2 protein-coding genes are annotated in these 1456 nt (G+C 74.4%); both read left to right on the plus strand.

The genetic code is table 11. The features are described from left to right. A partial coding sequence (locus ACSNOD_RS31100) for a sensor histidine kinase (protein WP_436770424.1) occupies window positions 1–379 on the plus strand: 379 nt, incomplete at its 5' end. Window positions 380–426: 47 nt separating this feature from the next. Beyond that, the coding region (locus ACSNOD_RS31105) for a sensor histidine kinase (RefSeq protein WP_436770425.1) at window positions 427–1456 on the plus strand (1030 nt) is incomplete at its 3' end.

The raw sequence follows: 1456 nt of genomic DNA on the forward strand, positions 1-1456 counted from the left end.
GGGCTCCTCGACGCGCACCCCCAGCAGCACCCGCGCCCGGTACCGCTCGACCGTGCCCGTACGGCGCGCCCCCGCCATCGAAGGCATCGCCTACTTCACCGTCTCCGAACTCCTCCAGAACATCAGCAAACACACCCACGCCACCCACGCCACCGTCGACGTCTGGCGCACCGACCAACGCCTCCTCATCCACGTCACCGACAACGGCCAAGGCGGCGCCGACCCCACCACCGGCACCGGCCTCGCCGGCCTCGCCGAACGCCTCGACGCCGTCGACGGAGTCCTCGCCATCGACTCACCCCCCGGCGGCCCCACCACCATCACCGCAGAACTCCCCTGGTGGAACGCGGACGGCACACCGGGCCGAACGGCCCGATGAACAGCGCAGAGAACGGCCTGACGGACAGCGCAGAAATGGACACCCCCATGGCCACCGCCCACCGGCCGGACCTCCGGCCGCAGCACACCGCCCCGCAGCCCACCTCCCCGCCGCGCCCGGCGCCCCGGCCGCCGCACGCGCTGACCGCTCCGGTCGCCGCCCGCACCTGGCGCGAGTTCCTCCATGTGATGCTCGGGCTGCCGATGGCGTGCCTGCTGTTCTGCTACGCCGTCACGACCACCACGCTCGGCGTCGGGCTGCTGATCACGTTCCTGGGGGTGCCGGTCCTGGCGGCCGCGCTGGCCGGCTGCCGGCTGCTGGGCGTGGTCGAGCGCGCCCGGGCGCGGGCCCTGCTGCGCCTGGAGGTGGCCGACCCCGAGCCGCCGCGCCCGCGCCGGGGCCGCACCGGCCCGGCGGCGGCGGTCGTGGCGCTGCTCAAGAGCGGGGTCTCCTGGCGGCACCTGCTCTACGCGCTGCTGTACTTCCCGTGGGCGGTGTTCTCCTTCTGCCTCGTGCTGCCGCTGTGGACGACCGCGTGGGCGCTGCTGCTCTACCCCGCGTGGCGCTGGGCGCTGGGCCAACCGGGCATCCAGCTGTACGGGGACGGGCACCGCGCCATCTACCTCGACTCGGTGCCCGAGGTGGCGGCCACCTGCGCGGCCGGCGCCGTTCTGGTGCTGGCCACCCCCTGGGTGATCCACGGTCTGACGGCGGTGGACCGGCTGATGGTGAGCGGGCTGCTGGGCCCCTCCCGGCTGGCCACCCGGGTGCGGGAGCTGGAGTCGGATCGGGGGACGGTGGTCGACACCGCCGCCGCCGACCTGCGCCGCATCGAACGCGACCTCCACGACGGAGCCCAGGCCCGCCTCGTCGCCCTCGCCATGGACCTCGGCCTCGCCAAGGAAAAACTCCTCGACGACCCCGAAACCGCCGCCCGCATGGTCGACGAAGCCCACGGCGAAGTGAAACTCGCCCTCCAGGAACTACGCGACCTCGCCCGCGGCATCCACCCCGCCATCCTCACCGACCGCGGACTCGGCCCCGCCCTCTCCGCCCTCGCCGCCCGCTGCACCGCCC

The sequence above is a fragment of the Streptomyces sp. URMC 123 genome (assembly GCF_051386515.1).
Lineage (GTDB): Bacteria > Actinomycetota > Actinomycetes > Streptomycetales > Streptomycetaceae > Streptomyces.